This window comes from Xenorhabdus miraniensis (assembly GCF_002632615.1).
The window spans coordinates 1-25,391 of sequence record NZ_NITZ01000008.1; the positions used below are offsets into that span (position 1 = coordinate 1).

General features: G+C 44.1%; 24 protein-coding genes and 2 pseudogenes. 13 read left to right on the forward strand and 13 right to left on the reverse strand.

Going from position 1 to position 25,391, the window contains the following annotated elements:
* Positions 1–95: 95 nt before the first annotated feature.
* Together Xmir_RS09330 and Xmir_RS09335 are read right to left on the reverse strand one after the other, a co-directional pair.
* Positions 96–527, reverse strand: a pseudogene (locus Xmir_RS09330) (transposase); the annotation flags it as partial.
* A gap of 247 nt (positions 528–774) precedes the next feature.
* A pseudogene (locus tag Xmir_RS09335) lies at positions 775–1,626 on the reverse strand (IS630 family transposase); the annotation flags it as partial.
* 468 nt (positions 1,627–2,094) lie between these two features.
* On the opposite strand from Xmir_RS09335, the gene Xmir_RS09345 reads away from it, so the two are divergent.
* On the forward strand, positions 2,095–2,481 hold the full coding sequence (locus Xmir_RS09345) for an acyl-CoA thioesterase (protein ID WP_099114117.1): 387 nt from the start codon (positions 2,095–2,097) through the stop codon (positions 2,479–2,481).
* A 45-nt stretch (positions 2,482–2,526) separates the two neighbouring features.
* Here Xmir_RS09345 and lsrK read toward each other — a convergent pair whose 3' ends face one another.
* Positions 2,527–4,119, reverse strand: a complete 1,593-nt coding sequence (lsrK, locus tag Xmir_RS09350) for an autoinducer-2 kinase (protein WP_099114118.1) — start codon at positions 4,117–4,119, stop codon at positions 2,527–2,529.
* Positions 4,120–4,190: 71 nt separating this feature from the next.
* The gene (lsrR, locus tag Xmir_RS09355) at positions 4,191–5,201 is read right to left on the reverse strand and encodes a transcriptional regulator LsrR (RefSeq protein WP_099114119.1); all 1,011 of its coding nucleotides are present in this window, start codon (positions 5,199–5,201) and stop codon (positions 4,191–4,193) included.
* 633 nt (positions 5,202–5,834) lie between these two features.
* Between lsrR and lsrB the strand changes: the two genes are divergently transcribed.
* From lsrB to lsrG, 3 genes are all read left to right on the forward strand, one after another.
* Entirely contained in the window at positions 5,835–6,854 is a 1,020-nt protein-coding gene (gene lsrB, locus Xmir_RS09365) for an autoinducer 2 ABC transporter substrate-binding protein LsrB (RefSeq protein WP_099114121.1), read from the forward strand.
* A 66-nt stretch (positions 6,855–6,920) separates the two neighbouring features.
* Entirely contained in the window at positions 6,921–7,805 is an 885-nt protein-coding gene (gene lsrF, locus Xmir_RS09370; RefSeq protein WP_099114122.1) for a 3-hydroxy-5-phosphonooxypentane-2,4-dione thiolase, read from the forward strand.
* A gap of 1 nt (position 7,806) precedes the next feature.
* On the forward strand, positions 7,807–8,106 hold the full coding sequence (gene lsrG, locus Xmir_RS09375; RefSeq protein WP_099114123.1) for a (4S)-4-hydroxy-5-phosphonooxypentane-2,3-dione isomerase: 300 nt from the start codon (positions 7,807–7,809) through the stop codon (positions 8,104–8,106).
* A gap of 115 nt (positions 8,107–8,221) precedes the next feature.
* Here lsrG and Xmir_RS09380 read toward each other — a convergent pair whose 3' ends face one another.
* The 3 genes from Xmir_RS09380 to mobA all read right to left on the reverse strand — a co-directional run bounded on the left by Xmir_RS09380 (position 8,222) and on the right by mobA (position 10,831).
* The gene (locus Xmir_RS09380; protein ID WP_099114124.1) at positions 8,222–9,607 is read right to left on the reverse strand and encodes a pyridoxal phosphate-dependent decarboxylase family protein; all 1,386 of its coding nucleotides are present in this window, start codon (positions 9,605–9,607) and stop codon (positions 8,222–8,224) included.
* 100 nt (positions 9,608–9,707) lie between these two features.
* On the reverse strand, positions 9,708–10,232 hold the full coding sequence (gene mobB, locus Xmir_RS09385) for a molybdopterin-guanine dinucleotide biosynthesis protein MobB (protein WP_099114125.1): 525 nt from the start codon (positions 10,230–10,232) through the stop codon (positions 9,708–9,710).
* Positions 10,229–10,831 carry a molybdenum cofactor guanylyltransferase MobA gene (gene mobA, locus Xmir_RS09390; protein ID WP_099114126.1) on the reverse strand — a complete coding sequence of 201 codons (603 nt, stop codon included), beginning with the start codon at positions 10,829–10,831 and terminating at the stop codon, positions 10,229–10,231. The genes mobB and mobA overlap by 4 nt, the downstream gene beginning before the upstream one ends.
* 180 nt (positions 10,832–11,011) lie before the next feature.
* On the opposite strand from mobA, the gene Xmir_RS09395 reads away from it, so the two are divergent.
* From Xmir_RS09395 to spfP, 5 genes are all read left to right on the forward strand, one after another.
* Positions 11,012–11,281, forward strand: a complete 270-nt coding sequence (locus Xmir_RS09395) for a YihD family protein (protein WP_099114127.1) — start codon at positions 11,012–11,014, stop codon at positions 11,279–11,281.
* Between the two features lie 37 nt (positions 11,282–11,318).
* Positions 11,319–12,308 carry a serine/threonine protein kinase gene (locus Xmir_RS09400; RefSeq protein ID WP_099114128.1) on the forward strand — a complete coding sequence of 330 codons (990 nt, stop codon included), beginning with the start codon at positions 11,319–11,321 and terminating at the stop codon, positions 12,306–12,308.
* 17 nt (positions 12,309–12,325) lie between these two features.
* Positions 12,326–12,949: a thiol:disulfide interchange protein DsbA gene (gene dsbA, locus Xmir_RS09405; RefSeq protein ID WP_099114129.1), complete on the forward strand. Its 624-nt coding sequence runs from the start codon at positions 12,326–12,328 to the stop codon at positions 12,947–12,949.
* 396 nt (positions 12,950–13,345) lie between these two features.
* Positions 13,346–16,168 (forward strand): DNA polymerase I, encoded by a 2,823-nt coding sequence (gene polA / locus Xmir_RS09410; protein WP_099114261.1) that lies wholly within the window; start codon positions 13,346–13,348, stop codon positions 16,166–16,168.
* Positions 16,169–16,503: 335 nt separating this feature from the next.
* A complete protein-coding gene (gene spfP, locus Xmir_RS35025; protein WP_438361642.1) occupies positions 16,504–16,551 on the forward strand; it encodes a small protein SpfP in 48 nt (15 codons plus the stop codon).
* Between the two features lie 88 nt (positions 16,552–16,639).
* On the opposite strand, the gene yihA is transcribed toward spfP, so the two are convergent.
* The 3 genes from yihA to darT all read right to left on the reverse strand — a co-directional run bounded on the left by yihA (position 16,640) and on the right by darT (position 19,110).
* Positions 16,640–17,263 carry a ribosome biogenesis GTP-binding protein YihA/YsxC gene (gene yihA, locus Xmir_RS09415; RefSeq protein ID WP_099114262.1) on the reverse strand — a complete coding sequence of 208 codons (624 nt, stop codon included), beginning with the start codon at positions 17,261–17,263 and terminating at the stop codon, positions 16,640–16,642.
* Positions 17,264–17,401: 138 nt separating this feature from the next.
* On the reverse strand, positions 17,402–18,463 hold the full coding sequence (gene darG, locus Xmir_RS09420; protein ID WP_099114130.1) for a type II toxin-antitoxin system antitoxin DNA ADP-ribosyl glycohydrolase DarG: 1,062 nt from the start codon (positions 18,461–18,463) through the stop codon (positions 17,402–17,404).
* Positions 18,460–19,110 (reverse strand): type II toxin-antitoxin system toxin DNA ADP-ribosyl transferase DarT, encoded by a 651-nt coding sequence (gene darT, locus Xmir_RS09425; RefSeq protein WP_099114263.1) that lies wholly within the window; start codon positions 19,108–19,110, stop codon positions 18,460–18,462. Before darT ends, darG begins: the two co-directional genes overlap by 4 nt.
* 338 nt (positions 19,111–19,448) lie before the next feature.
* On the opposite strand from darT, the gene ppiA reads away from it, so the two are divergent.
* From ppiA to Xmir_RS09440, 3 genes are all read left to right on the forward strand, one after another.
* Complete coding sequence (ppiA, locus tag Xmir_RS09430; protein WP_099114131.1) at positions 19,449–20,015, forward strand: peptidylprolyl isomerase A; 567 nt, start codon at positions 19,449–19,451, stop codon at positions 20,013–20,015.
* A 320-nt stretch (positions 20,016–20,335) separates the two neighbouring features.
* On the forward strand, positions 20,336–20,911 hold the full coding sequence (locus Xmir_RS09435; protein ID WP_099114132.1) for an aminodeoxychorismate synthase component II: 576 nt from the start codon (positions 20,336–20,338) through the stop codon (positions 20,909–20,911).
* 119 nt (positions 20,912–21,030) lie between these two features.
* Positions 21,031–22,245, forward strand: coding sequence for an aspartate aminotransferase family protein (locus tag Xmir_RS09440; protein WP_099114133.1), 1,215 nt, complete (start codon positions 21,031–21,033; stop codon positions 22,243–22,245).
* Between the two features lie 128 nt (positions 22,246–22,373).
* Here the strand turns inward: Xmir_RS09440 and crp are convergent, their stop codons facing one another.
* From crp to Xmir_RS09455, 3 genes are all read right to left on the reverse strand, one after another.
* The gene (gene crp / locus Xmir_RS09445; protein WP_004240730.1) at positions 22,374–23,006 is read right to left on the reverse strand and encodes a cAMP-activated global transcriptional regulator CRP; all 633 of its coding nucleotides are present in this window, start codon (positions 23,004–23,006) and stop codon (positions 22,374–22,376) included.
* Between the two features lie 492 nt (positions 23,007–23,498).
* A complete protein-coding gene (locus tag Xmir_RS09450; protein ID WP_099114134.1) occupies positions 23,499–24,368 on the reverse strand; it encodes a phosphoribulokinase in 870 nt (289 codons plus the stop codon).
* A 78-nt stretch (positions 24,369–24,446) separates the two neighbouring features.
* Complete coding sequence (locus Xmir_RS09455; RefSeq protein WP_099114135.1) at positions 24,447–24,665, reverse strand: YheU family protein; 219 nt, start codon at positions 24,663–24,665, stop codon at positions 24,447–24,449.
* A 111-nt stretch (positions 24,666–24,776) separates the two neighbouring features.
* On the opposite strand from Xmir_RS09455, the gene Xmir_RS09460 reads away from it, so the two are divergent.
* Positions 24,777–25,382 (forward strand): LysE family translocator, encoded by a 606-nt coding sequence (locus Xmir_RS09460; protein ID WP_099114136.1) that lies wholly within the window; start codon positions 24,777–24,779, stop codon positions 25,380–25,382.
* Positions 25,383–25,391: the final 9 nt, after the last annotated feature.

Below are 25,391 nucleotides of genomic sequence, written 5' to 3' on the forward strand. Positions count from 1 at the left end.
TTTGATCGTACTCATGAGATGTTCTCCCGAAATTCAGTGCATCGGATAAAAGATGGCACTATTTTCCACTGAAAAAGGGGACGTCCATCACATCAGCCTGTACTGGTTTTTCCTCGTTGTGCCATTCCCTCAAATACCCGATGACGGGGAATACGAAGATTGTGACAAACGGCAATTTTGGTGGAATCAATAAAAGCGATCCCTTGGGTTGTCGCTTTACGTGACGAAAGAAAAGCGCATAAAGGAATAAGTGCCCTTTTCTTCAGGGTGAGCATGCGTGTATAGCTGACTAATCCGGGAAAATCTTCGATAAGATATTGTTTTACATGTTTATTATAAAACGTTTTAAAATCACGATAATGACTCATATGAAATAAAATGAGGATCATCATGACTTCACTGAGAGAAAGGGACGCTTCGCGGTGCCGTTTACGTAATCCGTTTTCAATGAGCTGTTGATGCCAGAGAGGGATAAATTTTTGGCAAAAATCATCGACGCAGCAGTAAAGTTCTTCTAAATTATACATGCCTGAGGATCTCCACGATTTTGTTTTCTTTAACAAAAACTTTGATCGTGCCTCAGGCACTTTAGTTCCCTTCTTAAGCGAAGCTCAGGTTAAATAGTTTTTCATAATAGTGAGACACACCTGTTTATTTTTTCTGCCAAACCCTTTTTGACACGCCTTTCAAAATTTTTTTCACATTTATAATCAGTTGCTACATGTACCGACAGCAATGGTTACATGTGACTGTTTCATGTAACGTGTGCCATCAGTGTTCTATTTTGTTCAGCCAAGGCGAATAGACGGGCAGAAATAAAAGAATAATAGCGGGATGTTGAGTCAGTCAATTTTATACTGCCCGGCTCTTATGAATACAATAATTGTCCAAGATCACCGTCAGCGTTTCCGCTCCCCGATAATGCCTTTTTAAGACCGCTAGCATGTCAATGAATAAGTATGCGTTTTTCTTTGAACTTCCAGTATAGAGAACTTTCCTTGTCTGTGCGTCAAGTGAGCCAGCAAGGTAATATTTTTGATTTTGCCCCGGGGTGATAACCTGCTTTTGCTGTCTTTTAAAATACCAGTCAGCCCCGATTTTAGGATTAAAATGAATATCGACCTCATCTTCATAAACGACAGAATTTTTTTCTGAAGCTTGAGATAACGCGCCGGTAATACGTGCCATTTTCTCATCATATTCTGGATCCGGAACATTTAATGTCGGTGCTGCTCGTCGCCAGACAAGGCGGTTTTTAAGGAAGAATCGGTAAAGCGTGCTGATTGATAGTTTGATATTAAGTAACTTTTTGATTTGAAGTATAAAAAATGAGAGGCACCAACGAGAACGGCCATAGCCAAATTGCTGAGGTGAATGTTTCAACAAATAAAACAGAAAGGGCAAAAGCGGCGTTAAATTCCACCGGGGGTGACGCCCTGCGGGTAAAGAGCGCAATCCTTCCCATCCGTTTGCCTTAAACCGGTCTATCCACCGCCATCCAGATGAATGTACGGTACAAAGTGTTTTGGCAACTTGGGCCACAGAGCTCCCCTGATGCAGCAGGAGTATTGCCATGATCCGACGGGCATAGTTTTTATCCGGCGTTTTTTGGACAACTTTTCTCATATGGCGCCGTTCATTGCGTGGAATGGATGGTACGATAGGCGTAACTCAGTCCTTCCTTTTTGTGTTTTTTTGGTTTTGCGATTGAAAAATTCGCAAAAATAGGACTGAGTTTCTTTGATTCGCCTATCATTTTGGAAAGCTATTTAGTTGGGACCAAAAATTTTATTACGATGGAAAGTATAAAGATAGCCTATTAATAAAAATTGGTCTTGAACTTACAAAAATAAAAGGAGGAGATGTAAGCACTGTTTTATGGGATGATGTTTTAAAGAATGATGTAAATAATGTCATCGATAAAGAAAGAAGGAAGCACAATCTATTCCATGGTATCAGTCTTATTTATGGGCTGACTAATAATATGAGTATGGCTATAAATTTATATACGGGAGAAAATACCTCTAAGAAGGATTTTGAAGGATTGATCCTGCCTATGCGATTTGCCCTGTTAAATTATTTTAAGGATCTATAATGTTTTCTAAAAAGTATTTGGTAGACGAGCAACACCTTGATTTTCAGGGTGTTGTTGATGGGCTTTATTATCCATTCTATTTGGAATGGGCACGGCATGCCTTTATGAAAGAAGCGTTAGGTTTGGATTTGGAAGAAGAATTCAAAGCAGGGCGCATGCATATCATTCTTGAATATAGTTTACGTTTTAGAAAAAGCCTGCAAAAAGGAAATAAAATGGAGGTAACTTGCAAGGTTACCAAGAATGAGAAACGCAGCCGGATTAATTTTGAACAACAAATCTTGGTGGATGGTGTTGTATACGCCGATGCAACGTTCGTGGCAACCTGTTTGGTAAATGGACGTCCAACGGTGCCTGAAGTTGTTATGAATGCGGTTGTTGATTGATTGTGTTCAAATTTGGCCTCTAATTGATAAAGAGGCCAACCTGAATCACAACCCCGGTGCTTTCCACAACGACGTTGTTAAACCATCATCTACCAAATGCAGTTGATCAGCATACACAGCCTGCCAATCTTTCTTTGCTTTCTGGTAAGTCTCATGGTGGCTTAAGTTTGGTTGATATTCCCGTTCCCAGCGCACCAATCTTTCTCCGGTTGCAGGCAGTGAATCATATAAGCCAACGCCGACACCGGCTGCAATTGCACAGCCCAGTGCCGTCGCTTCTTTAACCACCGGAACGCGTACAGGCAGTCCGGTAACGTCAGAGAGAATCTGGCACCAGAGTTTGCCTTTTGAACCACCGCCCGCGAAAACCAGTGAATCCGCTTGGACGCCGGAGAAGGCGGAAACCATGTCGAGGTTACACGCTGAGACGATAGCGGCATTCTCTTCCAGTGCCCGGAATAATGTCGCTTTGTTGCACTTTTCCGGATCAATGGAGAGGTTGAGGAAGGATGGGGCGGCGTGATACCACGATTTAAACCGCATGACATCGGAGAAAATCGGCATGACGCCATGCGCACCAGCAGGCACTCTGGCCGCCATATCTTCCAGCAGGCTGTAAGCATCAACGCCCAGCCGTTCCGCCAGCAGTTTTTCTTCTGCGCAGAAGGCATCGCGGAACCAGCGCATGGTAAGGCCAGTGAAGAAGCTGATGGATTCTGCTTGTGCCATGCCGGGAATAACATGTGGATTGATGCGAATGTTCATGTTGGGATCGGTGATCGGCTCTGGCAGGTTGACGACTTGTTGCCAGAATGTCCCTCCGAGTACTGCGGTTTGGGCTGGTTTGACGACACCAATGCCGAGGCAGCCGAGTTGGACATCACCACCGCCCATAATCACGGGGGTGCCACTGTTCAGGCCGCATTCAGCCGCTGCTTTTTCGGTGATATAACCGAGTAAGGTTCCTGTTTCTTTGACGGGAGAAAGGATGTCGGAACGCAGTCCCGCCATGTCCAGCAAACTTGGGCGCCAATCGCGGGTGACTAAATCCAGCATGCCCGTTGTGCCGGCGTTGGAAGGATCAACCGCCAGTTCGCCACTCAACATATAAGCCAGCCAATCGCTGATCATCGTCAGCGTACTGGCTTGCCGATAGATATCAGGACGGTGATGCGCCAGCCAAAGCAGGCGCGGCATGGCGCCCAATGCCAGTGTCTGGCCGGAGTAACGGTAAACATCATACTCAAACGTATTGTCGTAAAGCTCCTTCAACTCGCTGACTTCATGGCTGGAACGTGCATCCACGTTGGCACATGCCCAGATAGGAGTGCCGTCGCAATTATAAAGGACGATGCCTTCCCGCATTGAACAGGCGGCAACACTCTGAATCGCATTGGCGGGCAGTTCCGCCTTTTGCAGCGCCTGCCGGATACATTGGCAGGCCAGTTGCCAGTTGGTCTTCAGGTCAAACTCCATGGAACCCGCAACATTCGGTACAGGCTGGTGTATCCACTCAGCTTGTCCAACGGCGATCTGATTCCCTTCGAGGTTAAATATAACTGCCCGGATACTGCCAGTTCCTGCATCAAGCGCCATCAGATATTTCCCTGATGGTTGAGCATAAGCGCGTTGATTCATGATGCTACCCTCGTCTGTCGTTATCTTTTTAATCGATATGGCACGGGGAATGGATAGATATTATTCGGCAATCAAGTCAGTATAGCCCTCGCAGTCTGTTCTTCTGTTACCAGTGAACTGATGTAGCCTCCTTTCAGTGCAGCAACAATGGCATCTGCTTTTTCGATGCCACCTGCTACACCAATCACGTTCGGGATGGTTTTCATTTCTGGTAGTGAGATCCCTATCAACTCTTGGTGGATATTAATATCGCTGACCAGTTCACCTTCTGCGTTGAAGAAGTAGCCAAGAATATCCCCGATGGCACCTTTGCGGTCAAGCATCAGCTGTTCTCCATCACTGATATAACCGGAACGCATAATAGTTGCTTGCTGTTTTTGGTTGATTGCACCAATCCCGACAACAGCGATATCGGCTGCACCGGCGGCCAAAATCACATCCCGTACACTACGCTCTTCACGGAATGTTGCTGCGACTTGATGGTTGGAGGCCCGCAGTGGTGCAGGAATGATGCTGACAGGACAGTCTGCATCAAGCTGGCCAATGCCGGTCATATAAGGGCCAACACCGCCGGACAGCGTCACCAACCGAATTTGTTGGGATGAGATAAAACCACTCAAGTGTTGCAAAGTACACATGGGGGTTTCTCCAAACCCAATCGCCAGTAGTTGGTGAGGTTCAATCAGCGCCATCAACAGGTGAGCAGCCCCGACACCAAGGCGAGCATTGAGGTTCATGCCATCAAGGGCAGGTAATACGCGAATTTGTTTGAGATTAAAACGTTTTTGCAAAGCGTCTTCTAATTCCAGGCACCCTTCATAGCGTGAATTGATCTTAACGCGTATCACGCCAGACTGGCGTCCTTTCTCCAGCAAACGGGAAACTTTAAGACGGTTTAAGCCAAGCAATTCACCGATGTCCCCTTGAGTCAGACCATCGTGATAGTAAAACCAGGCAATACGGGCCATTAGTTCTTCTTCACTCATGCAATTTCCAGGATAGTTGTGACTTGAATAGTCAATTTCCTCGGACAATACGCTTTTCTCTAGTGTTGATTGTTTTTTGATTGATTTGATCGACATACAACTTTTTTATCCACAGGGAAAGAATAAGCATGAAAGCCCCATAAGTGTTAGAAGCTTTCTACAAAATTTTGAACATATTTTAATATAATTATAATTTTTTCACAAAATGTGATCATATTATTGATATCATCGTAAATTATGAATTAGAGTTATGAATAAATGTTTTTATAATAAAAAATGTTCAATATTGGTGTCTGTGTCAGAAACGCAAGCCCAAAATGTCATGAGGTATGTGATGTCACAGAGAAATATCACAATAAATGTCGAGAACAGGCTTTTTGGGCCCCTGTTGACAGTGTTCCACTTTTGGCTGCTCATGGGAATATTAAACATTTTTCTGGTTTGATGGTATTTAAACAGATTGATTGAACATTGATGCCGGAGCCTTAAATACGGATGGCATCACCGTCAATCTCTGACATCCGCAAGTCACATCGGCTAGGCATTTATTTGTACTTTGTTGATTACGGCGGTGATAGGTCGTTCTGTCTTGCAGAATAAGCATAGTTATCAAATTCTTGATTGGTGGCAATGCTGGCAGGATTCTGTTTCACAACAATATATTTCTGAAACGCAAACGACGATCCTGAAACATAAATGATATTGGAACAAGAATAGATGGAGATAGGCATGAAAGCACCAACAATGAAAAAGCTGGCTTTAGCTGCTGCATTAAGTCTGGCGTGTGGTTCTTGGGCGCAGGCGGCAGAAAAGATAGCGTTTATCCCTAAATTGATTGGTGTTGGGTTCTTTACTAGCGCTGGCAAAGGTGCTGTGGAAGCTGGCAAGACACTGGGCGTGGAAGTCACTTACGATGGGCCAACAGAGTCAAGCATGGTGGAACAAGTTCAGCTTATCAATAAATTTGTTAACCGAGGCTATAACGCAATTGTAGTGTCGGCGGTGTCAACGAATGGGTTGTGCCCTGCTTTGAAGCGTGCCATGAAACGGGGTGTTAAGGTGTTGACGTGGGATTCAGATACATCACCAGAATGCCGCTCTATCTATATCGAGCAGGGAACGCCAAAACAGTTGGGTGGTCTTTTAGTGGATATGGCTGCTCATCAAGTGAAAAAAGAAAAAGCGAAAGTGGCATTTTTTTATTCTAGCCCGACGGTAGCAGATCAAAACCAATGGGTGAGAGAAGCCAAGATAAAGATCTCAACGGAATACCCTAATTGGGAAATCGTCACTACACGGCTTGGTTATAATGATACCGTGCAATCCTTACAGACTGCGGAAGGTATTTTAAAAGCATGGGGGGATTTGGATGCGATTATTGCTCCGGATGCCAATGCGCTGCCTGCGGCGGCTCAAGCAGCAGAAAACCTGAAACGTCAGGATGTGGCAATTGTTGGGTTCAGTACTCCGAATGTGATGCGTCCTTATGTTGAAAACGGTACAGTCAAACAGTTCGCCCTGTGGGATGTGGTCAAACAGGGTAAGATAGCCATTCATATTGCTAATGAGGTTTTGAAAAAAGGCGAGCTGAATGTGGGAGATAAATTGAATATTCCTGATATTGGCAATGTTGAAATCTTACCTAATAGTGTGCAGGGATATCGTTATGAAGCAAAAGGTAGTGGCATTGTTGTTATGCCGGAGCGGGTGATTTTTACCAAAGACAATATCAACCAATACGATTTCTAACCAAGACGATTTCTGATTGATAAGGCTGACATAAAGCCTGACTCTGATACTTTTCTGGAGGGAGAAATGGCAGATTTAGATGATATCAAAGACGGTAAAGATTTTGGCATTGATACACCACAAAAGAACACGCTGTTTGAACTGAAAGGTTGTGGTGCGCTGGATTGGGGCATGCAGTCCCGTTTGGCACGTATTTTTAATCCCACCACCAATAAAACGGTAATGCTGGCATTTGACCACGGTTATTTTCAGGGGCCAACGACGGGATTGGAGCGTATTGATATTAATATCGCTCCGCTGTTTGAACATACCGATGTGCTGATGTGTACGCGCGGCATCCTACGCAGTCAGGTTCCTCCTGCCACCAATAAACCTGTCGTATTGCGTGCATCTGGCGCTAATTCTATTCTGACTGAACTCTCCAATGAAGCTGTCGCAGTGGCGATGGAAGATGCGCTTCGGCTTAATGTTTGTGCGGTGGCGGCGCAGGTTTATATCGGTTCAGAATACGAACATCAATCCATCAAAAATATTATCAAGCTGGTGGATCAAGGAACGCGTTATGGCATGCCAACGATGGCAGTGACGGGTGTCGGTAAAGATATGGCTCGTGACCAGCGTTACTTCTCGCTGGCAACCCGCATTGCGGCGGAAATGGGAGCGAATATTATCAAAACCTATTATGTCGATACCGGTTTTGAACGGATTGCCGCAGGTTGCCCGGTGCCGATTGTGATTGCGGGCGGTAAGAAACTGCCAGAGCTGGATGCGTTGAATATGTGCTATCAAGCGATCGATCAGGGCGCATCCGGTGTTGATATGGGACGCAATATTTTCCAATCAGAAGCACCTGTTGCGATGCTGAAAGCGGTACAGGCAGTCGTGCATCACAATGAAAAACCTGCTCAGGCTTATGAGCTGTTCCTGAGTGAGAAAGCCAAAAGGGGATAATATGCACGTCACATTAGTTGAGATTAATGTCAAAGCTGACAAGGTTGACGAATTCATAGAGGTATTTCGGGATAATCACCTTGGTTCGGTTAAGGAACCGGGAAATTTGCGGTTTGATGTGCTGCGTGATGAGAATATCCCAACCCGCTTTTATATCTATGAAGCCTATGCCGACGAAGCGGCGGTTGCTGCGCATAAGAAAACTCCTCATTACCTGCGTTGCGTCGAAAAACTGGAAGCGTTGATGACTGAACCGCGCAAGAAAACCACTTTTATTGGTTTGATGCCGGAAGGGAAGTAAAGATAAAAATAGTTGTTTGATGGTCGAAATAACGCCCTTGACGTGAACGTCGGGGGCGTTTGAGATTTTTTATAGCTAGTTTTGGCTGCGACTTGTGAGAGTGAAATATCAAGTTTTAATCAGCTTGTTGTTTAACCTCATCAATCGCTTTGGCAATTGCTTTTAAGCTGCGCTGAATATCGTCTTCGGTGGTCGCCCAAGAGCTGACACTGAGCCGGATGGCTTCTCGCCCTTGCCATGTTGTTTGCCCAAACCAGCATTCACCTGATTGCTGAACTTTTTGTAACATTGCACGCTGCAAATGGATATCTGGTAAATAAGCGACGACCTGATTAATAACCACGTCATTGAGGATGTTAAAACCGAGTGACTTCAGCCCTTCTGCCAGCATTTCTGTATATAAGCAGCAGCGATCAACCAGCTCTTCGATTCCCTGTGATCCAAGCTCTGCAATGGCAGCCCACACTTCGACCGCTCTGGCTCTGCGGGAAAACTCCGGCAGCATATCTTTTGCCTGCCACATGTCTTGTGTCTCCACATAGGCCGCTGAGGTTGTCATGACTTCTTTTAGTGCTTGTTTGTGACGCACAATACACATACCACAGTCGTATGGGGTATTGAGCCATTTGTGGGCGTCTACGGCCCATGAGTCCGCGTTTTCAACACCTTCAACTAAGGCGGATTTTTTCTTTGATGCTCTGGCCCATAGCCCAAAAGCGCCATCCACATGTACCCAACTGCCGGCTTTTTTGGCTTTGGGAATGAGGGCACTAAAGTTATCTGAACTGCCTGAGTTAAGATTGCCGGCTTGTAGCACCAGAATCATATTGTCTGAAAATTCGGGAACGGCACTTTCAATGATTCGTCCTTGCTCATCGCACGGCACAAAAATGAACTGTGAGCGGCCAAAACCGAGTAGCCTCAGAGCCTTCAAAACAGAGATGTGAGCTTCTTTGGGTAATACAACTTTTAACTCAGGGGCGTTGTGTAAACCCTGCTCTGCAAGGTCATAGCCTTGTTTTTGGTATAAGTAATGCCGTGCGGCTGCCAGAGCACTGACGTGCGCCATCGTTGTACCCGTCACAAAACCGACGAATGCCTCTGAAGGTAAGTGTAATAATTCCAACGCCCAGCGCCCGGCGATTTTTTCTAATTGACTCGCGATGGGCGAAGAGGCTTCCATCAAGGCGATTTGATCCCATGCACTGGTTATGATATTTGCCCCCATCGCGGCAGGTGTTGATCCGCCGACGACCAAGCCAAAATATCGGCCTCCTGTAGTCGCGACGGTTGCTGGTGAGCCGTATGAATGAAGTTGCTCAAGCACTTGTTGGCAATGGGTTCCGGTTGTGGGTAATGGCTTATCGAAATTTTGCAGACCTGCTAACGCGTCGGCATCGGGAAATACTCTCTGATTGCGAATACCACTGACATAGTCATACGCGATTTCACTTGCAACCTTAACCGCAGACAGGGAGGCATCGCGGATTGAATCTTTCATGGTGTGTTGTTTCCCCTATTCTTGTTATTTTATTTGCCATACCATTCATAGATGATAATTTCTGCTTCTTTACTGTTTTACTGTGAATCTGGTAACCCTGTTATTGGTGTAGCCACTCGGCAATAAATGTTGCTACTTGTTCCGGCTGATTAATATCAAGCTGCGGAAGCGGTGTTGCCAGCGCGATATCGCTGGCAATGGCGATCACATAAGGATCGAGAATTTCATTAACGGTATGGTTCAGGCCGTCGCGATAAAGTGCTATTTTGGGGATAGCTTCTTGTTTGAACCCTTCAACCAGAATGAGATCCAGCGAATTTGCATCGAATCGACAGGCGAGATAGTGCAGATCTAACTCCGGCAAATCGGGGGTTTCTGTCATTAACGCCCAGCGCTGCTGGCTGGCGACCAACGTTTGGGCTGCCCCGGCCTTGCGTAGCTCATAACTGTCTTTACCCGGTTTATCGACATCCATATTGTGATGAGCATGCTTAATCAACCCAACACGGATATGTCGTTGGCGCAACAAGGGGATCACCTGTTTTAACAATGTCGTTTTTCCGGTTCCGCTATAAGCGGTGATACCCAACATCGGCAGTGCTGTGTTGTTGATGCTCTGATTCATGCGGTCTCCTGTAGGAGTTCCCAATGCTGGTATTTCCAGTGATGGCATTCTTCTGGTGTATTTAAGTTTTTGAAAGCATGGGGATTGGGGAAATAGACGGCTTTTGCCTTAATCATCTGCATAAAGAACATGAGCTTTCTATCACCCAGTGCGAGATAACTTTCCAACCGAGGGATCAGACTGCGGTGCATTAATGCTAAGGTGGGATGAGCGCGTTCGCAATCATGTGCATAAGCGGCCCAGGCATGTTGTTTATAGTGCCAAAGTTTTGCAACGAGATCTTCGGGAAAATCCGGTACATCACAGGGAACAAATACCACCCATTCATTGATGGCTTTCTTTAAAACTGCCAGCATACCTGCCAGTGGCCCGGAAAAATCGGTAATGATATCCGGTATAATGGGGTAGCCGCTTTGCTGATAGACGCCCTGATTGCGATTGGCATTAATCAACAGCTCATGAACCTGCGGCTGCAATCTTGTGGCAATGTGTTGATATAATGGTGCGCCGCTGAATTGCAGTAATCCTTTGTCATTTCCCCCCATGCGGGTGGATAACCCCCCAGCCAGAATTGCGCCACTGATTTTTTGATGCGTCATGTTAAATCACCTGATATTGGGCAATGAAATATTGAGTGTTTGGGTATATATAACCATTGAGAATCAATATCTAACGATGCTGCTTTGGTGGCAGTATAACTTTACGCTGGTTGACAGACCAATTCTTTCTCAGAACGATTATCCCTGCTAATTTGTATAGTTATTTATAAGGAACTAAAAATGAAGTATCACCGCTTCAATGAAGTTATCGAACTTTTACATCCAGTATGGAAGAATGAGCCGGATTTAAGTTTGGCGGCGCTTTTGCAAAAGCTGGCTGATGAAGCAGGGTTCACAGGACAGTTGTCTGAATTAACTGATGATATTCTGATTTATCACCTGAAAATGCGCGGTACGGATAGTCAGGCAGAAATTCCCGGGTTGAAAAAGGATTATGAAGAAGATTTTAAGACCGCTTTATTACGTGCTCGCGGTGTTATTAAAGATTGATGGTGTTATTAAAGATTGATAAAGAGAGAACGGTGTTGTGACAGAATCGAAGGCTTTTAATTTTCAGAATATAACGCCAGATTTAATCATGGATGCGTTGACGCAGTCTGGTTTGTATCTTGATTCCGGCTTAACTGAACTGAATAGTTACGAAAATCGTGTTTACCAGTTCATGGATGAGGATCGCAAACGTTATGTGGTGAAATTTTATCGCCCACTGCGCTGGAGCCAGCAGCAAATTCAAGAGGAACATGATCTTGCGCATGAATTGCAGCAGGCAAATTTACCGGTTGCGGCTCCCCTGATGTTTGATGGGCAGACGGTGCTGAATTATGGCGGGTTCTTTTTTGCTATTTTCCCGAGCGTAGGGGGACGCCAGTACGAATCAGATAATTTTGATCAGTTGGAAGATGTCGGGCGTTTACTGGGAAGAGTGCACCAGATTGGTCGTCAAAAAACGTTTTCGGCTCGTCCTACGATTAATCTGGATGAATATTTGTATCAACCGTATCAATATTTGGCTGAATGTGAGCTTCTGCCTGCCGGGCATAAGAAAGGTTTTTTGGCGGCACTGGATGAATTGAACAATACAGTTGTACATCAATGGAATGATAACTGGCAGGCATTACGGCTGCATGGTGATTGCCATGCTGGTAATATCTTGTGGCGTGATGAGGCATGGTTTGTGGATCTTGATGATGCCCGCAATGGCCCTGCTATTCAGGATTTGTGGATGCTGCTCAATGGCTCAAGGCAGGAGCGATTGATTCAGTTGGATATTTTGCTTGAATCATATAGTCAGTTTACGGATTTTGACCCAAAAACATTGGCTTTGATAGAACCACTGCGGGCAATGCGAATGGTCTATTATTTGGCTTGGGTTGCTCGTCGCTGGCAAGACCCCGCTTTTCCCAAAGCATTTCCGTGGATGGCTGATAGTGATTTCTGGCATAAGCAAATGAATCTTTTTTCTGAACAAACCCGGCTGTTACAGGAACCACCTTTACAGCTCAACCCGATGTATTAATTTTTCTGGAGACCATTATGAAGAAATTTTGGCTAGCACTGGTGGGAGCGTTTATGGCATTTAATGCTTCTGCTTCCGGTTTTTCTGAAGGTAAACAGTATACGGAATTAAAAAACCCGGTTGCAAATCAGCCGCAGGTTTTGGAGTTCTTCTCTTTTTATTGCCCTCACTGTTATCAGTTTGAAAACATTTATCATGTGCCTTCTACTGTTGAGAAAAACCTGCCAGCAGGGGTGACTCATGACCGTTATCATGTCGATTTTCTGGGGCCTCTGGGGAAAGATCTGACGGATGCCTGGGCAGTTGCGATCGTCATGAAGGTTGAAGATAAAGTCACTCCAATTCTGTTTGAGGGTATTCAGCAAACCCAGTCCATCAATAGCAAAGAAGGTATCCGCAATGCCTTTATCAAGGCCGGTGTGTCTGGTGAGGAATATGATGCGGCATTGAACAGCTTTATCGTGCAATCTGTAGCCGCTAAAGAGCGTCAGGCAGCCAAAGATCTTGAATTACGTGGTGTTCCGGCAGTTTTTGTCAATGGCAAGTACCTGATTAACAATGGCGGCATTGAATCGCGTTCAGAGCTGGACTACGGTAAGAAGTTCTCTGAGGTAGTGAATTATCTGGTGACAAAAAAATAAGCCACAATGCAACAAGCAGGCTGGTATTAATATAAAATAATACAAGTATTGTGTCAGCTAAGATAAAACTGGCACAATACTTGCTGAAAGTTCCCTTTCATAACATAAACTCCGGTAATATCCACAAGTCAGTGATTTTTAAGTAGTTGTAATATTTCTTTCACATTCACCGTAATTCATTGATTTTTACCTTCTGTTCTTCATTCTTTACAGTGATAAACATAAATCTGGTTTATGTGCCATTTTTTTGTGCACAAAGTTATCCACAGAGAACTCATCAGAATATTTGTCAGAAAATGCAGGTTAGCACGAGAAAATTCTCGCAAAATTCGTCTATATCGGCACAGTATGGCATTCTATTCTTTATTCATCCCACAGAACGACGAAGAAAATTTTATGGCACAGATAGCAGACAATCCCCTGATTTTGGTTGATGGTTCTTCATACCTTTATCGTGCATACCATGCGTTTCCTCCACTGACAAACAGTGCAGGGGAACCAACGGGCGCCATGTATGGCGTGCTGAACATGCTGCGCAGTTTGATCATGCAGTATAAATCCAGTCATGTGGCGGTCGTGTTTGATGCCAAAGGCAAAACGTTCCGTGATGAGTTATTTGCTGAATATAAATCCCACCGTCCACCAATGCCGGATGATTTGCGGGCGCAGATTGAGCCATTGCACAAAATGGTTAAAGCAATGGGACTGCCAATTCTGGTTGTACCGGGCGTTGAAGCTGATGATGTTATCGGTACATTGGCGTTGCAGGCTGAAAAAGAAGGTCGCTCTGTCCTGATCAGTACCGGCGATAAGGATATGGCTCAGTTGGTGACGCCGAATATCACGCTGATTAATACCATGACCAACACGATTCTGGGGCCGGAAGAGGTCGTGGAAAAGTATGGTATTCCACCTGAACTGATCATCGACTTCCTCGCCCTGATGGGGGACTCTTCCGATAATATTCCTGGTGTACCGGGGGTCGGTGAAAAAACTGCCTTAGGGTTGTTGCAGGGCATTGGTGGATTGAATGAGATTTACGCCAGACTTGATGAAATTGCTACACTCAGTTTCCGTGGCGCTAAGACGCTGGGTGGGAAAATGGAGCAACATAAAGAGGTGGCTTACCTTTCCTATCAATTGGCAACGATTAAAACAGATGTGGAATTAGATAAGACCTGTCTGGAACTTTCTGTTGTGCCGCCGGATGCGGATGAGTTATTAGCACTATTCAGACATTATGAGTTTAAACGCTGGATCAGTGACGTACAGAATGGCCGTTGGCTGGAAGGTAACGGGCAGAAACCTGCCGCTGTGGTTTCGAAGGCTGAAGCTGCGGCAGCCGCACCAAGTGCTGTCAAAATTTCACCGGAAAGCTATCAGACCATTCTTGATCGCCAATCCCTTGATGAATGGATTGAGAAGCTGAAACAGGCTCCGGCATTCTCTTTTGATACTGAAACTGATGGCCTTGATACCCTGACCGCCAATTTGGTGGGAATGTCTTTTGCCATTTCGTTAGGGGGGTTAGCGTTAAGTGGATCAGCGTTAGGTGAATCAGAGGTTGAAGCCGCTTATCTGCCGCTGGGCCATGATTATCTGGATGCACCCCAACAACTGGATCTGGATGAAGTTCTCATCGCATTAAAACCGCTGTTGGAAGATGCAAGCCTGCCTAAGATAGGCCAAAACCTGAAATTTGATCGTGGCATTTTGGCACGTTATGACATTGCTCTGAACGGTATTGTTTTTGACACCATGCTGGAGTCGTATGTTCTGAACAGCGTAGGGGGACGACATGACATGGATAGTCTCGCGGAGCGTCATCTGGGCTATAAGACCACGACATTCGAAGAAATTGCGGGTAAAGGTAAAAAACAGCTAACGTTCAATCAAATTCCGTTGGAGGAAGCATCAAAATACGCGGCAGAAGATGCGGACGTGACTTTACGGTTACATCAGGTGATGTATCCACAATTAGAAAGCGTGGAAACACTGAAAAAAGTTTTCCAGAAAATTGAAATGCCATTAGTGCCTGTGCTTTCCCGTATGGAGCGGACAGGTGTATTGATTGATGCTCAAACGTTGGCAGAACATTCTCTGGAAATCGCTGCACGTTTAGATGAGTTGGAAAAATCAGCTTATACATTGGCAGGTGAAGAATTCAATTTGGCTTCACCTAAGCAGTTACAAGTCATTTTATTTGAAAAGATGAACTTGCCTGTCTTGAAAAAGACCCCGAATGGGGCGCCATCAACAAATGAAGAAGTACTGGAAGAATTGGCGGAGCACCATGAATTGCCAAGAGTAATTCTGGAACATCGTGGTTTGGCGAAACTGAAATCCACTTACACGGATAAACTGCCCCAAATGGTTAATCCGCTGACAAATCGTGTCCACACTTCGTACCATCAGGCGGTAACGGCGACAGGGCGTCTTTCTTCCCGTGACCCAAACCTGCAAAACATTCCTGTGCGTAATGATGAAGGCCGACGCATCCGCCAGGCATTTATTGCGCCAGAAGGCTACCGCATTATGGCGGCGGACTATTCACAGATCGAGTTACGGATTATGGCGCATTTGTCACAAGACAAAGGGTTGCTGAAGGCGTTTGCACAAGGTAAGGATATCCACCGTGCGACCGCGGCGGAGGTGTTTGACGTGCCGTTGGAGCAAGTGACCAGCGAGCAACGTCGCAGTGCGAAGGCGATTAACTTTGGTTTGATCTATGGTATGAGTGCGTTTGGTTTATCCCGCCAGCTAGGTATTCCACGTGGCGAAGCACAACGTTATATGGATCTCTATTTTGAACGCTATCCGGGTGTGCTGTCTTATATGGAGCGCACGCGTCAGCAAGCCGCTGAACGTGGGTTTGTTGAAACTCTGGAAGGGCGTCGATTGTACCTGCCAGATATCAAATCGCGTAATGCCATGCGCCGTAAAGCGTCAGAGCGTGAAGCCATCAATGCGCCTATGCAGGGGACAGCCGCGGATATCATCAAATTGGCGATGATTGCCGTGGATAATTGGATTGTCAGCGAGCAGCCAAATGTACGGATGATCATGCAGGTTCACGATGAACTGGTGTTTGAGGTGCATGAGTCTGAACTGGAGGCAGCGGAGGAAGCAATCAGAAAGTTGATGGAGCAAAGTATGCAGCTTGGTGTTCCATTAAAAGTGGATGTCGGGATTGGTGATAATTGGGATCAAGCGCACTGATCACTCAGACTTTCAATTTATTGATTTTTGAAGAACCGCAAAGATGCGGTTCTTTTTTTATTGAGTGATTTTTATGAAAGCACGGTTGATTTTATAAACCAGAAATACCCGGATCACACCGTGAGAAGGCTTGTGACAACAATTTAGGTTAGGTTTGAGATTAGATCTAGATCTCACAATTATGTAATTAAAATACATAAATGATGGCGTTATTAACCTGATTTGATTAAATAATAGAAGCTGAATCGAGACATTTTATGAAAATTAATTACAAAAAAGTCTTTTTTTGATTAGAGGAATAGGGTAAAGTTGTCGGCGTAGGGTACAGAGGTAAGATGTTCTATCTTTCAGACCTTTTACTTCACGTAATCGGATTTAGCTGAATATTAGCTGCCCCAGTCATCTTTTTTGACTGGGGCGTTTTTTTATGTCCGGTTTATACAGGCGGAAATGTGGTGAATGCAGCGGATGTTATTCCGCTTCAATGGCAGGTTGATTGAACCAAAGATCAAGTTGTTGTTCGAGTTTATCGATACCGAACTTTTTCAGAGCAGAGAAGTATTCGACCTGAACATCACCATCCAGAGAAGTCAATTCCTGACGGACTTTCGCCAGTTGGCTTTTACGGGCACCGGATGCCAGTTTATCGGCCTTAGTCAGCAATACCATGACAGGAACCTGCATCACGACAGCCCATTCGATCATCTGCATATCCAGATCTTTCAGCGGGTGACGGATATCCATCAACACTACCAGCCCTAACAGGCATTCACGTTTCTGGAGGTATTCTCCCAAGGCTTTCTGCCACTTGCGCTTCATTTCTTCTGGCACTTCAGCGTAACCATAGCCCGGCAAATCCACCAGACGGACACCGTCTTCCACTTCGAATAAGTTGATCAACTGAGTACGGCCGGGGGTTTTACTTGTGCGCGCAAGGCTTTTCTGGCGGGTCAGTGCATTCAGGGCACTGGATTTACCTGCATTTGACCTACCGGCAAACGCGACCTCAATGCCCACATCTTGAGGCAGGTGGCGAATGTCAGGTGCACTCGTGACAAAGTGGGTCATCTGATAGTTGTAGCTTTTGATGGTCAAAATGGTCATCTCCCTGAGGAATACACGAAAATAGCGCGGTGATTATACCGAGAGCTGCCGCTTGTGGACAGGCGTAACTTTATTTTGACATTTTTACTGTCACTTATTCCCCATGCTTGGTGGACAGTACACATAGAACTAATATGAGGTCAGTCTATTTATAGCAATGCTTACATGACGATCTTTAAACAATGACAATTTCCGTGCAGCCGCTTTAGTACCACCTTTCCAATGGCTCAGGCCTTTTTTAATTGACTCAATATTGTTGTCACATTTTTCTTTGTACAGGAGCCAATCGACTGTGGCTAATAGCTCCATGCCATAGGGAGACTCAAACCCTTCGATGAGTTCTGCGGTTTTTTCTAATACAGATAAGTAATCTTTAGCCTCGGTTCTCAAATAATCCTGAAGCTTTTCTTTCTTTGCGTCATTAAATCGTATTACATCCAGCGGATCACTATCAGGGATACGCTTATCAGAACAAAGGTAGCTACCATCCAATGCGTTGAGTAAATATATTAAATTGTGAGCATATGGCCCATAGTTATTTGCTTTAAACTTAAGCTTTAGAATGTCTGGAAGGCCTTGTTTTTCAAGTTCTCTAGCAAGAAACCAAGCTAGTTTCTGAATCTCGAGTAAGCTACATTCCATACCTAAAATCCAGTAACGGCGAACAAGTTCCGCGATCATGGCTCGAACTGGAGTCAATACGTCAACGCCTTTCTTTTTACTGACATTTTGGTATTGAGTAGTAGGTTCGTAAATATAGATGTTTACATCATCCAGAGATGATAATGTTGACTCGATCTTTGATTTTACATCTACCCAACTAAGACCACCATTACCAGCTCCTAAAGGGGGAATAGCAATAGATTTGACGTTATTCTCGATAATCCATTTTTTAAGATCATTTAACCCTTGAACAATCCATTCCATCTTAGAAGGAAAGCGCCAATGCTGCTTGGTTGGGAAGTTAACGATCCATTGAGGGCTAACCAATTCCTCTGTTTTCGTGACAAACATTTTTCCGGTATTAACTTCACCTGATTTGCAGGCTTTTGCATACAAAGCCATATTCAAAGGGAAACGTTCTTTAAACATTAAAGCAATTCCTTTTCCCATAACGCCTACTGTATTGACTGTATTGACTAATGCTTCCACATCAGCATCAAGTAAGTTGCCTGTTGAGTAATGAATCATGAAAAATACCACCCCGGTCTCGCGATCACTTCAACATCATGACCAGATTGTTTAATTAACTCTTTTAAGTATTGCTTATCTTTCTCGGAATAACACACGATACCAATGAAAGCCTCTATTGGGCAATGATTGTGTATGAGTGCTTCAGCTTGATAACGTTCAAATTTAGCAGGATCATCAGGATCTCTTTTAAAATCTTTTGATTGAATAATTTCCCAATCAATTTTGTCCAGATCTGCGATATCAGAGTAAAAATTCGACCACATGTAGTAAGCATGACTATCAGTAAAAATAAAGGGAATATCCATTTCAGTTAATTTATGCAAACTGGAAACAAGGATAACTATCTCACTATTATCTCTTCGCTTTATTCCTCCCCAACCGCTGTGTATGTTTTTAAACATGGGAGAAAAAGGTGTGAAGTAAAACGGAATGTAATCGTTCAGTGTTCCTTCTGGAGAAATGGGTACGGGATGGTTCGCTCTTTTCGATATTAGCTCTGGATTACCAATATCTATCCAATTTTCTGACCTTGTATCACTATTCCCAGCGAAAAAACCATTTTGAAGAATCCATGGCAAGTTATCTCTGTGAACAATTCGCCAAATCAACGCTTTCTTGGGATTTAGGCTTTTTTTATAGTTCATGTTAGTGACCATTACGGAAAAAAGCAGGTGGAATATTGATATACCGAAACACACCATATCACCCTATATGAAAATTTGCATTCATATCAACATACTGGTATCTGCTGATAAATTACATCCTTTAGCCCGGAAAACGCCTCAATATAGAGGTTATTCTTAAATTAACTCTCGCGCAAATATGCGAACATAAGAGCCGTATAGATAGATTTTCCCTCTATTTCCCTAAAATACTCGTAAATGTAGGTAAATCTTTGGAACTTAGTGCTATTGGGAATTAAACTTAATAAGTTTTGTTGTTATGAATTTTATTGTTGACCTCAAAAATAAAGGAACCATCAATGTTTAAACGTATTTTTGTGTCGCTTATGACTGCATGTGCTATCAGTGCAGTGGCTGTTCCAGCATTGGCTGCCGAAACTCACGTGAAGCTGGTGACATCAGCCGGAGAAATCGAAATTGAGTTGGACAGCAACAAGGCTCCAATTACCACCAGGAATTTTGTTGAGTATGTCAATGAGGGATTTTATAACAACACTATTTTTCATCGTGTTATTCCCGGCTTTATGATTCAGGGTGGTGGTTTCACAAAAGATATGAAGCAAAAAACCACCAGAGCGCCAATTAAGAATGAAGCAGATAATGGTTTGCGTAATCTGCGTGGCACTATCGCCATGGCACGTACCGCAGATAAAGACAGTGCGACCAGCCAGTTTTTCATTAACGTGACTGATAATGCTTTCCTTGACCACGGTCAGCGTGATTTTGGTTATGCCGTCTTTGGTAAAGTCGTAAAAGGGATGGATGTCGTGGATAAAATTTCTCAGGTCAAAACAGAAAATGTTGGGCCCTACCAAAACGTACCTGTGAAACCTATTGTGATTTTGTCAGCCAAGGTTGAGTCTTAATCGTTTTAGCAAGAGGTAATTCGGTATTCGGGTAATCATTATTGATTGTTTGAATACCGTTCGTGTTCTCTCCCATCTTCCTTTCTCCACCGTTGTATACTGTAGTATAAGTAACATAAGTATAAGTAACATAGTGATATAAGTGACTTAGCTGGTTAGGGATTCTCTGTGCCACTATTTTAAAAATCCTTCTGTGGTATGATAACTCCCCCGTTGCCGTTGATACTGCTTTACCTGATTTTACCGTAATACAGAATGAATAATGCCCCCAATGGGGTAGGGCAACTTATAATACTATAAAATCAGTAGGATATACTCCTATGTTATTAATAATAGATAATTACGATTCTTTTACATTCAATTTATATCAATATTTTTGTGAATTAGGGACAGAGGTTTTAGTTAAACGTAATGATGAGTTACAGCTTGAAGATATTGAAAAATTAGCACCCACACATTTAGTGATTTCTCCCGGGCCTTGTACGCCAAATGAAGCAGGGATTTCTCTGGAGGCGATTTCACATTTTGCCGGGAAACTGCCTATTTTGGGCGTGTGTTTGGGGCATCAGGCGATAGGTCAGGCTTTTGGTGCCAGCGTTGTCAAAGCCCGTGAAGTGATGCATGGAAAAACTTGCTTGCTCCACCATTGTCAGCAAGGGGTATTTAAGGGGTTGGATCATCCACTGACCGTCACACGCTATCACTCGCTGGTTATTGCTGCTGAAACCCTTCCTGCGTCATTTGAAGTGACGGCATGGAGTCAGCGCAATGGCGATGTAGATGAAATTATGGGAATACGTCATCGTACTTTGCCACTGGAAGGGGTGCAATTCCACCCGGAAAGTATTCTTAGTGAGCAGGGACATGAGTTATTGAATAATTTCCTTAAGTATTAGTCAGGTATTATCGGTTATCCCTCACTCGTTTTTTTATTTGCCTCTAATTGATTTTTTATTCATATTTAGTGACTATTATTTCACTTCGGTGTGGCAAATAGAAAAATAAGGTGAGGGAAATGCTAGAAAACACAGCAAATAGCCGGAAGACTTATGATCAGGTTATGTTGCCAATTTATGCGCCAGCGGATTTTATTCCTGTCAAAGGGCAAGGTAGCCGGGTCTGGGATCAGCAGGGCAAAGAATATATCGATTTTGCCGGTGGTATCGCTGTTTTGGCTCTGGGGCATTGCCATCCGGCCTTGGTGGCGGCTCTGAAACAGCAAGGTGAAAAATTGTGGCATGTCAGCAATATTTTCACCAATGAACCCGCCTTAACTTTAGCGAAAAAGTTGATTGATGCAACGTTTGCACAGAGAGTATTTTTCGCTAACTCCGGAGCGGAAGCCAACGAAGCCGCATTTAAGCTGGCCCGTCGTTACGCGATTACCCGCTATCATCCCCATAAAACCAAAATTATTGCTTTTCATCATGCGTTTCACGGGCGCACGTTTTTCACCGTTTCGGTGGGAGGACAGCCGAAGTATGCTGAAGGATTCGGGCCTAAACCGGCCGATATAGTACACGTCCCTTTTAATGATCTGGATGCTGTCAGAGCGGTCATCGATGATGACACCTGTGCTGTTGTTCTGGAGCCGATTCAGGGAGAAGGCGGTGTTACGCCTGCAACGACAGCGTTTCTTCATGGTGTGCGGAAGTTATGTGATAAGCATCAGGCGCTACTGATTTTTGATGAAGTCCAGAGTGGAATGGGGCGCACAGGCAAGTTGTACGCTTATCAGCATTATGGAGTCCAACCGGATATTTTGACGACGGCAAAAGCATTGGGAGGAGGCTTTCCGATTAGTGCGATGCTAACGACAGATACGATTGCGGCGGCGATGGAAACAGGCGCACATGGAACAACTTATGGAGGAAATCCGTTGGCTTGTTCTATCGGTTGTGTCGCTTTGGATATCATCAACACACCAGAAGTACTGGCGGGAGTGGAAAAACGCCACGATATGATCATTCATGCACTGGAAAAGATGAACCAAAAATATGGCATCTTCCAAGAATTCCGTGGAAAAGGGTTGCTTATTGGCGCTGTATTGAAAGTGGAATATCAAGGCAAGGCCAGAGAAATATTGCACCAAGTGGCAGAGCACGGATTGATGCTATTGAGTGCCGGAGACAGTATCTTACGTTTTACGCCATCATTAATTATTGCTGAGGATGAGATAACAGAAGGTATGGCGCGGTTGGATATGGCGATATCGCGATGGTTAAATTAATAAATGATTAGACTACAACACGCCCTAATAAATAGTTGAATCAATAAAATAACGGCCGGGAAAAGCAACAAAAAAAGCCAGTGCGGATGTATTAAATTGCACTGGCTGAATTTCAGGGTTGTCGGGAACTAACGTGTTCCATAAACAACAATGGTTTTACCATGTGCGGAGATCAGGTTTTGATCTTCCAGCATTTTAAGAATGCGACCAACTGTTTCACGGGAGCAACCCACAATCTGCCCAATTTCCTGACGGGTAATTTTGATTTGCATACCATCAGGGTGAGTCATGGCATCAGGCTGTTTAGCCAGATTGAGCAGCGTCTGGGCGATACGGCCTGTAACATCCAAAAAGGCCAGATTACCTACTTTTTCGGAAGTTGTTTGTAGACGACTTGCCATCTGAGCAGATAAACGCATCAGAATGTCAGGATTAACCTGAATTAACTGGCGAAATTTCTTGTAGGAAATTTCAGCCACTTCACAGGCGCTTTTGGCTCGCACCCATGCAGTACGTTCTTGCCCCTCTTCAAATAATCCAAGTTCACCAATGAAATCCCCTTGATTTAAATAAGAGAGGATCATTTCTTTACCTTCTTCATCTTTTATTAGAACAGCAACCGAACCTTTAACAATGTAGTAAAGCGTTTCTGCTTTCTCACCTTGATGAATAAGCGTGCTCTTGGATGGATATTTGTGAATATGGCAGTGTGACAAAAACCATTCAAGAGTAGGGTCTGTTTGTGGCTTGCCGAGAACCATTCGCTTTATCCTCTGTTGTTATTTCTGCCTTTATGATGTGAGAAACAGATGGTTTCTCTTCAGGCTAGCTTTATAAAGTCAATAGCTTAACATATTAACTTGCTGAAAAACTGACAAGCGGGAATTTTATATGGATTATAAGGATGCCAAAGTGATGGCATATTGATCTCACCCCATATAACTTGCCAATCTCGCTTGTAACCTTGTTTGTAACACAGGAAAACGTTTCTGTCTTCCCCTGTATCGCTTCAGCATATTAAACTGGTTGCCAGATTACCAGAAATCTGTTTAGAGAGGTTATTTTATTGACAATGTATTTATTAATTCTGGACAGCGTTTCCGTTGTGATGAACTTTATGTAGCTTCATTGTTCTGGCTAAAACTGATTTTTATCAGCCACTTTATTATTGTAAGAATGACTTATTTATTTAAATAAAACAGACAACATTATTTTTTGTTGCCTGCTTTATTTAAAATAAAAAGCAGTTTACGTCATGAAATTTTTTGGCCTTCCAGTAATTGCTTAACAATCGGCGCCATAATTAACTCCATCGCCAGTCCCATTTTCCCACCCGGAACAACAATGGTATTTATACTGGAAATAAATGAACCCTGAAGCATTGCCAGTAAATATGGAAAATCAATTTGAGTTAGGCCACGGAAACGAATCACGATAAAACTTTCGTCCAGTGATGGAATAGCCTTGGCAGAGAAGGGGTTAGATGTATCAACCGTGGGAACGCGCTGGAAATTTATGTGAGTGCGTGAAAACTGGGGGGTGATATAGCGGATATAGTCATCCATTGAGCGGACAACGGAATCCATAACGGCTTCTCTGGAATGCCCGCGTTCGCTGGTGTCACGGATGAGTTTCTGTATCCATTCAAGGTTAACGATAGGCACAACACCAATCAACAGGTCAACATGGCTGGCGACATTGTGTTGTGGCGTGACAACACCGCCATGCAGACCTTCATAAAACAGGATATCTGTATTTGATGGCAGGGGTTCCCACGGTGTGAAAGTGCCTGGTACTTGATTATAGGGTACCGCTTCATCGTAGGTATGGAGGTATTTTCGACAGCGCCCGCTGCCTGTTTCACCATAATCAGAAAATGTTTTTTCCAGCATGCTGAAATCATTGGCTTCTGGCCCAAAGTAACTGATATGCCTGCCCTGTTCTCTCGCTTTGCGGATCTCAGCATCCATTTCAGGACGAGTGTAACGATGGAAACTATCCCCTTCAATGGTTGCGGCAGTCGCGCCAATTTGCTGGAAAATCTTGCGAAATGCCACACTGGTGGTCGTTGTTCCTGCTCCACTGGAGCCAGTAATTGCAATGACAGGATGTTTGGCAGACATGAACAGACTCCTTATCAATAAAAATTGAGTTATCTTTATTTTAATCAGATGGTTAGCGTGAATAAAACAAGTCAGGCTTTATGGGCGGAACATCTCTTTGGGCATGATATTGACGGTTTCATGTAACTCAGACCATACCAGCAGAACCTCACCTCGTTCAAGTTGGCGTTTAATATCCTGTACTTTTTGTTCAAGTGTTTTTTCTTGTTCGCCGTAATCTGTGCCTTCCCGCAAGACAAAACTTTCTATCAGGTTAAGTAGTGTTTCGGTTTCCAGTTGTTGCCACGGAATTATCATTGTGAGTGTTCCTGATGATGTTGTAATGGTTAGTCATCTTGTATGTGGAATAACATACTGTTATTTTTCTTGAAAGGAAATGTTAACCATTTGGGTGAGGGGAATCTACCCATGACTGTAAGCCTGATCTTATCTCTCAGTACGTTTATGTTTATCTCCGCAGTGACGCCGGGTCCAAACAATATGTTGTTGACATCATCGGGTGCCAATTTTGGTATTCGTCGCTCCATTCCGCTTTGCTTGGGTATTGTTCTGGGGATGCAGACAATTCTGTTATTGTCCGCTTTTGGTGTCGCGGCGTTGTTACTGATTTATCCTGCCATACATACCGGCCTCAAAGTGCTTGGTAGCCTGTACTTACTCTGGTTAGCCTGGAAAACAGCGACTTCGCATTATAAGCGTTTGGATACTTCAACGCCGTCAATGCCACCTATCAAAATTTATCAGGGGTGGCTGTTGCAGTTCCTGAATCCCAAAACATGGCTGATGGGATTGGGAGCGGTCAGTAGCTACAGTCTGGCAGGAGAACAATATGGCTACTCCATTTTAACCATTAGCATAGTGATGTTACTTTCCAGCATTATCGCAGGTGCAATCTGGCTTATGCTCGGTTCATTGATTGGCCGATTGCTGCGAAGCCGTCACTCGTGGTTTATGTTCAATATTGCAATGGGTATTCTGACCGCCGCTTGTGTGCCCTTAATATGGTTAAATTAAGGCTGGTCT

Bases quoted from the DNA above. Each gene is read 5' to 3' on its own strand.
- ppiA (WP_099114131.1), top strand. From the start codon at position 19,449: ATGTTTAAACGTATTTTTGTGTCGCTTATGACTGCATGTGCTATCAGT.
- Xmir_RS09455 (WP_099114135.1), bottom strand. From the start codon at position 24,665: ATGATAATTCCGTGGCAACAACTGGAAACCGAAACACTACTTAACCTG.
- mobB (WP_099114125.1), bottom strand. From the start codon at position 10,232: ATGAATCAGAGCATCAACAACACAGCACTGCCGATGTTGGGTATCACC.
- Xmir_RS09380 (WP_099114124.1), bottom strand. From the start codon at position 9,607: ATGAAAGATTCAATCCGCGATGCCTCCCTGTCTGCGGTTAAGGTTGCA.
- lsrK (WP_099114118.1), bottom strand. From the start codon at position 4,119: ATGAATCAACGCGCTTATGCTCAACCATCAGGGAAATATCTGATGGCG.
- mobA (WP_099114126.1), bottom strand. From the start codon at position 10,831: ATGACGCATCAAAAAATCAGTGGCGCAATTCTGGCTGGGGGGTTATCC.
- Xmir_RS09450 (WP_099114134.1), bottom strand. From the start codon at position 24,368: ATGTCTGCCAAACATCCTGTCATTGCAATTACTGGCTCCAGTGGAGCA.
- lsrG (WP_099114123.1), top strand. From the start codon at position 7,807: ATGCACGTCACATTAGTTGAGATTAATGTCAAAGCTGACAAGGTTGAC.
- Xmir_RS09395 (WP_099114127.1), top strand. From the start codon at position 11,012: ATGAAGTATCACCGCTTCAATGAAGTTATCGAACTTTTACATCCAGTA.
- lsrB (WP_099114121.1), top strand. From the start codon at position 5,835: ATGAAAGCACCAACAATGAAAAAGCTGGCTTTAGCTGCTGCATTAAGT.
- Xmir_RS09460 (WP_099114136.1), top strand. From the start codon at position 24,777: ATGACTGTAAGCCTGATCTTATCTCTCAGTACGTTTATGTTTATCTCC.
- dsbA (WP_099114129.1), top strand. From the start codon at position 12,326: ATGAAGAAATTTTGGCTAGCACTGGTGGGAGCGTTTATGGCATTTAAT.
- lsrR (WP_099114119.1), bottom strand. From the start codon at position 5,201: ATGTCGATCAAATCAATCAAAAAACAATCAACACTAGAGAAAAGCGTA.
- lsrF (WP_099114122.1), top strand. From the start codon at position 6,921: ATGGCAGATTTAGATGATATCAAAGACGGTAAAGATTTTGGCATTGAT.
- Xmir_RS09435 (WP_099114132.1), top strand. From the start codon at position 20,336: ATGTTATTAATAATAGATAATTACGATTCTTTTACATTCAATTTATAT.
- darG (WP_099114130.1), bottom strand. From the start codon at position 18,463: ATGATTCATTACTCAACAGGCAACTTACTTGATGCTGATGTGGAAGCA.
- Xmir_RS09440 (WP_099114133.1), top strand. From the start codon at position 21,031: ATGCTAGAAAACACAGCAAATAGCCGGAAGACTTATGATCAGGTTATG.
- darT (WP_099114263.1), bottom strand. From the start codon at position 19,110: ATGAACTATAAAAAAAGCCTAAATCCCAAGAAAGCGTTGATTTGGCGA.
- polA (WP_099114261.1), top strand. From the start codon at position 13,346: ATGGCACAGATAGCAGACAATCCCCTGATTTTGGTTGATGGTTCTTCA.
- crp (WP_004240730.1), bottom strand. From the start codon at position 23,006: ATGGTTCTCGGCAAGCCACAAACAGACCCTACTCTTGAATGGTTTTTG.
- Xmir_RS09345 (WP_099114117.1), top strand. From the start codon at position 2,095: ATGTTTTCTAAAAAGTATTTGGTAGACGAGCAACACCTTGATTTTCAG.